A 4838-nucleotide genomic window follows, 5' to 3' on the forward strand; every position below is an offset into this window, starting at 1 on the left:
CGCGTGAAATAGGCCGTCTGCTCCTGTGTGCGGGCGGTTTTCTTTTCCCTGTTCGCCGCCTTCTGCTGTGCCCGTGTCTCGGCCTCTGCAAGATTCTTCCCGATATACCAGGCGCTTTTGGCAACGTCGCTGTCGATGATGCCGATCCCGTACCGTCCGGACGTGTACGAAAAGCTGTTCCCGGCCTGTCCGGCGCTGAGATACCGCCTGAATTCTCCGGCATACAGCGAAACGTCCCCGCCGTGATATCCGCTCAAAAACACATTGGCGGACGCAGCACTCGGCATGAGAATTGCTTCCTTGACAAGCGCCCCCGAAGTTTCGTCCTGATACTGGATGCTGCCGGCGGCAGCCGTCTGTCCGTTTGAAAGCTGTACCGTCGCCCGGTCCGGGTCCGCAATGCCCGTCACCGTGACCGCCTTTCCTGTTTTCGGCTCCACTGCACGAATGCCACCGGAAAACGCCTCTGTACGCCCTTCTGCGCCGGTTTCTGTTCCATAGGGGTTGTTTCCCCGCTGTGCCGAAATGCCGCCGGGTTGCCCGTCCTGGACGGCAAAATTGCCTATTTCTCCGTAGCTTTGCGCTTGCGCTCCTGCTCCGCTGCGAATTTGGCCAACGCTTCCCGATTCTTGCGCTTCTTCTCCTCCGAGAGCGGTTTCCGATCCGTTACTCCGTAATAGGCGTCTATTGACTTTAGCACGTGTTCCCTCTGTTCCTTGTATGTTTTCTTGTCTACCATTCTGTATGCCTCTCTTTCCGTCTTCCAAAAACAGATTGTGCATTGTTGTCCATGTTTCCGATACTGTTGTTGGGTCGTAAAACATGGACGAATAATACGTACTTAACGTTCCGTTATTCTCTTTTAAATCCCCGCTGACGTAACCAACGAATTCCTCATAGAACTTTGCATAGTCAGTAGCAAAATCCAAATTTCCGCCGAAATAATTTTCATCGATTCTGTTAAGAATATCCTGAAACGCTTCACTCTGAAAATTGATGTTTCCGCTCTCCGCAATGCTGTCATAGAACGCCTGGGACTCCGCTGCGTGGCGCTCTTTGCCGACATGGTACATTTCATGCCCGACAATTTCACCAGAATACAAATTGTCATCTGCATCGTTCCGGACAAGAATGCTGCCGTCCTTCAGCGTCGAGGCCTGTCCTCTCTGCGTCACAACGCGTCCGTTCCGCTCGCTCTCTGCCGCGCCGTCCGTGATCGTGCTTGCAATCCCCAACTCGTCAAAGCCCGACTTGATCTCCTGCGACCGCGGCGTATATGCTTCCGGCGCCGTCTCCGTATACCGGTATGTAATATCTCCGACTGTCCGCTCCTGCGGGCCGGGCGCAGTGCGCCCCTCTGTCTCTATCATATTCCCGTTTCCGGGATTTGTAAAGGGTTCATTTTGGCTGCGCAAATTTCCAATTCCGCCGGAGACCGTACCGCCGACGCCGCCCATCAGTCCGCCGCCAAGCGCGGCAAGCCCGACGTTCTGCGCAAATGTTTTCATCGCCTGCTCTTCCGCCTGCTGCCGCGTCAGTTGTTCATTTAGATATCATTTTTTATTCCGCATTTCGCCACGAACTTGCAACCAAAAAAGCGCCGGAATTCCGGCGCTTGAAAAAATGTTCTAAAAACCATCGGCATACTTATTTAAGTATGCCGTACTATATGCAACAGAATATATCTATTTGAGCAAGGAATCAAAAAAGCATGCGTGAAACATCTTCTGCCGTAAAAAACAGATATAACGCAAAAGTATATAAGCCAATCATGGTTTCCCTAAAGAAAAATTTAGTTGAACAATGGAAAAAGAAATTACAAGAAGATTCCCTATCAAAGGCCGAATTCATCAGAAGCGCAATTATAAAATATTTAGACGGGGCGCAAGAATAAGTGTCCCATTTATCACCGACTGTGCTTGCTGACTTTCACTGAAAGTCAGCAAGCACGCCAATTGATTCATTTCCTCGTCAAGTCCAATTTTTTTTAAAAGGTATTTTTATATTGGTATCAGTGTGATATACTATATTATACTGCGAAAGGAGGTGACCCAGCGCATTAAAGATGGGGTTAACACGGTCTGCATATGATAAACAATCATGACAGTTGCAGCTAATATCTGTATGATGCATTTGCTCCACGTAAGCCTTTAAAGCGAAAACGGAAGCAGTCATCAAAAAGGAAATGGGACTGAAAAAGTTTCTCTTTCTAACCTAACTCTAATATGATGCGCCTAAAGTATGAAAAAAACAAGAACTGTTTTCATCCTTATCGCCACCACAACACTTATTTCTGTCAGTACGCTAACTAACGGATGGGTTCGCGTATTCTTGTCCGTTTGCGCGCTAATTTGCAGTTTATACGCTTTCACTATTTCTGTAAAGAAAGAACGTGAATAACTAATGGATAAAACTTCAAGCGCTGTAAAGCAGCGATACAATGAAAAAAACTATAAACAGGTAAAAGTTTCTTTGAAAATAGACCTTGTAGAGCGATGGGAAAAGAAACTGCAAGAAGATTCCATATCAAAGGCCGAATTCATTAGAAACGCCATTATGCAATATTTAGACGGGACACAAGAATAAGTCCTCCGTCGACTATCAAGGAAAGCTATAAAAAATGAAGCAGGTCTATGCAATTATTCTTACGTCCGAATCCGAGGGTGGATATTCCGTGTCTATTCCAGATTTGGGCATTGGAACACAGGGTGAAACCATTGCCGAATGTATCGACATGGCGCGCGACGCAATCGGGCTTTGGGGAATCTGCGAACAAGACGCAGGAAGAACCATCCCCACAGCAACCAACCTCTCCCCTGCTCACGCCGAAGACGAACTTGTAACGCTTGTCGATGTTGACTTTGACGCATATCGCCGTGCAAATGACGTGCGCACTGTTCGTCGAACTGTAACATTGCCCAGCTATTTAAACGAGTTGGGTGAAAAAGCAGGACTTAACTTCTCACAGGTTTTGCAAGACGGTTTGCGTCAACGTCTGGGTGTTCTATAAAAAACGCTTCCGTGCATCTCGTCTGAATACACGTCAAAAAGCGCAGAACGTCTGAACCGGACGCTCTATGCTTTTGATTTTGCCTGCAAGCAGTGTAAAAACTTTTCAATATTCATGGATGCATCGTTGACTATATACTATTATAAACAATAAAAGGAGGGAAGCGGATAGATGATATAATAAAAGGGCTCACAATTATCTGGTTAGCCGTTCAAATCATAACCAAGATAATTGAAGCCCGAAACCCAAAAAACCGAAAATCCAAAAAGCGGAGGAAACGATAAGCTTCCTCCCACATCTGGAAATGGGTCAGCTTTAGTATATCACATCTGCAAAGAAAATGAAACAAACATCAGAAGTTTTTTCGTTTGCTGTAATCTTGTTCCTTGTTTTGAAAATCGTCGACTTTGAAACTCCGTCTTTTCTGGACATTGCAATTGCTGTTCTTTTTGCCGCATACGCAATCATTGAAATTGTACAATTGATTTTAAGGAGGAAACATCATGGCAAGGCCAAAGAAAAAGACTGCCGCTGAAAGCGTTACCGCCTATAAAAAAGGCTTATGATCGTATTGAGATAAAAGTTCCAAAGCCATATGGAGAACAATTCAAACAACGATGTGCAGAACATGACACCAACCCAAACCGATTGCGCAAGGAATGGAGTTTCGATTTCTTACATGATGATCCCAGTAAAATGGAACTGAAGTGAAAAACAAAATAAGCCCACGAAAGCGGTAAACTGGTCGTCGATCCTAATCTCCGCAATCATGGACTTCATCATAGGTTTGATCTTTCTTCTCTTTGGGAAACAGATCAACTAAAAGAGGGCGGGAGCTCCACCCACCATCTCTTTTATATCGACCCGCGCGAAAAAGTCAAGAGAGGAGCACGCATACGTTAAAGTGGTTAGGCGTATTTTTTTCTTTCCATTGGAATCGTAAAAATAGTAGTTTCAGTTTGTGCGATACACATAAACAAACCAAGGAAAAAAACATGAGTAAAACATCTTCTGCAGTGTCGATTTCGCTCTCGACTGCCTGCCGAAGGTCAACAATCACGTCAGTTTATTCATTTTCTTGTTAAATTCAATTTTGTATTCACATCAGAGCGATATACTATACAATACAGCGAAAGAAAGTGACTCGACGGGTGTTAAGGATTGAGTTCGCACAGTCTGCACAATAATCACAACGTTGGTCACGGTTGTAATTTAGTATCCATACGATACAGGCAGACAAAAAGAAAACCGCTCCACGTAAGCCGACAAAGCGAAAACGGAAGCGGTAAACGAAAAGGGAACGGGGTTGGAAACAACCCCTTCCCGATCCATCTTTAATATACGCTAAAACCATGAAAAAAGCAAGATGTAGGACTACAATACATCTTGGACAATGGAATAAAAAGGTATGAGCGATAGGGTCTCATGTGCTAAAGTTAAGTTGTTACACACCAACTAGACGAAAGGAGACCATATCCCTCATGAGAAAGAGTATCACACAAGACATGGCATGTCGGCAATCCTTAATGAAGTACGCAGAGAAATACGGCGTCAGCCGCCGCCAGTCGGAAGTACAACAAGAGCCGGTCGTACATCTATTTCTGGAAGCAGCGTTGGGACGGAAGTGTGGCGTCCCTGGCCTGTCAGTCCAGATGGCCGCACGGCCATCCGAATCAGCACACGGAGACCGAACGGAAGCTCATCCGCGGCATGCGCCGCAGGAACCCGACCCTGGGCATGATCGAACTTTGGCACCGCCTGCGGCAGCGCGGCTATACACGCTGTCCGGAAAGTCTGTTCCGTGTCATGCGAAAAATGGGCCTGTTTC

At 46.2% G+C, this 4838-nt stretch carries 3 protein-coding genes and 1 pseudogene; 3 read left to right on the forward strand and 1 reads right to left on the reverse strand.

The annotated features are described in order from the left end of the window. Positions 1-1508, reverse strand: a 1508-nt coding sequence (locus tag IAG03_RS13800) for a hypothetical protein (RefSeq protein WP_249320689.1), incomplete at its 3' end; no start/stop codon positions are given. Between the two features lie 203 nt (positions 1509-1711). Here IAG03_RS13800 and IAG03_RS13805 point away from each other — a divergent pair. From IAG03_RS13805 to IAG03_RS13815, 3 genes and pseudogenes are all read left to right on the forward strand, one after another. Next, positions 1712-1894, forward strand: a complete 183-nt coding sequence (locus IAG03_RS13805) for a hypothetical protein (protein WP_249320690.1) — start codon at positions 1712-1714, stop codon at positions 1892-1894. A gap of 726 nt (positions 1895-2620) precedes the next feature. After that, entirely contained in the window at positions 2621-3010 is a 390-nt protein-coding gene (locus tag IAG03_RS13810) for a type II toxin-antitoxin system HicB family antitoxin (RefSeq protein WP_249320691.1), read from the forward strand. Positions 3011-4636: 1626 nt separating this feature from the next. Continuing rightward, a pseudogene (locus tag IAG03_RS13815) lies at positions 4637-4838 on the forward strand (IS481 family transposase); the annotation flags it as partial.

The sequence above is a fragment of the Yeguia hominis genome (assembly GCF_014384705.1).
Lineage (GTDB): Bacteria > Bacillota > Clostridia > Oscillospirales > Acutalibacteraceae > Yeguia > Yeguia hominis.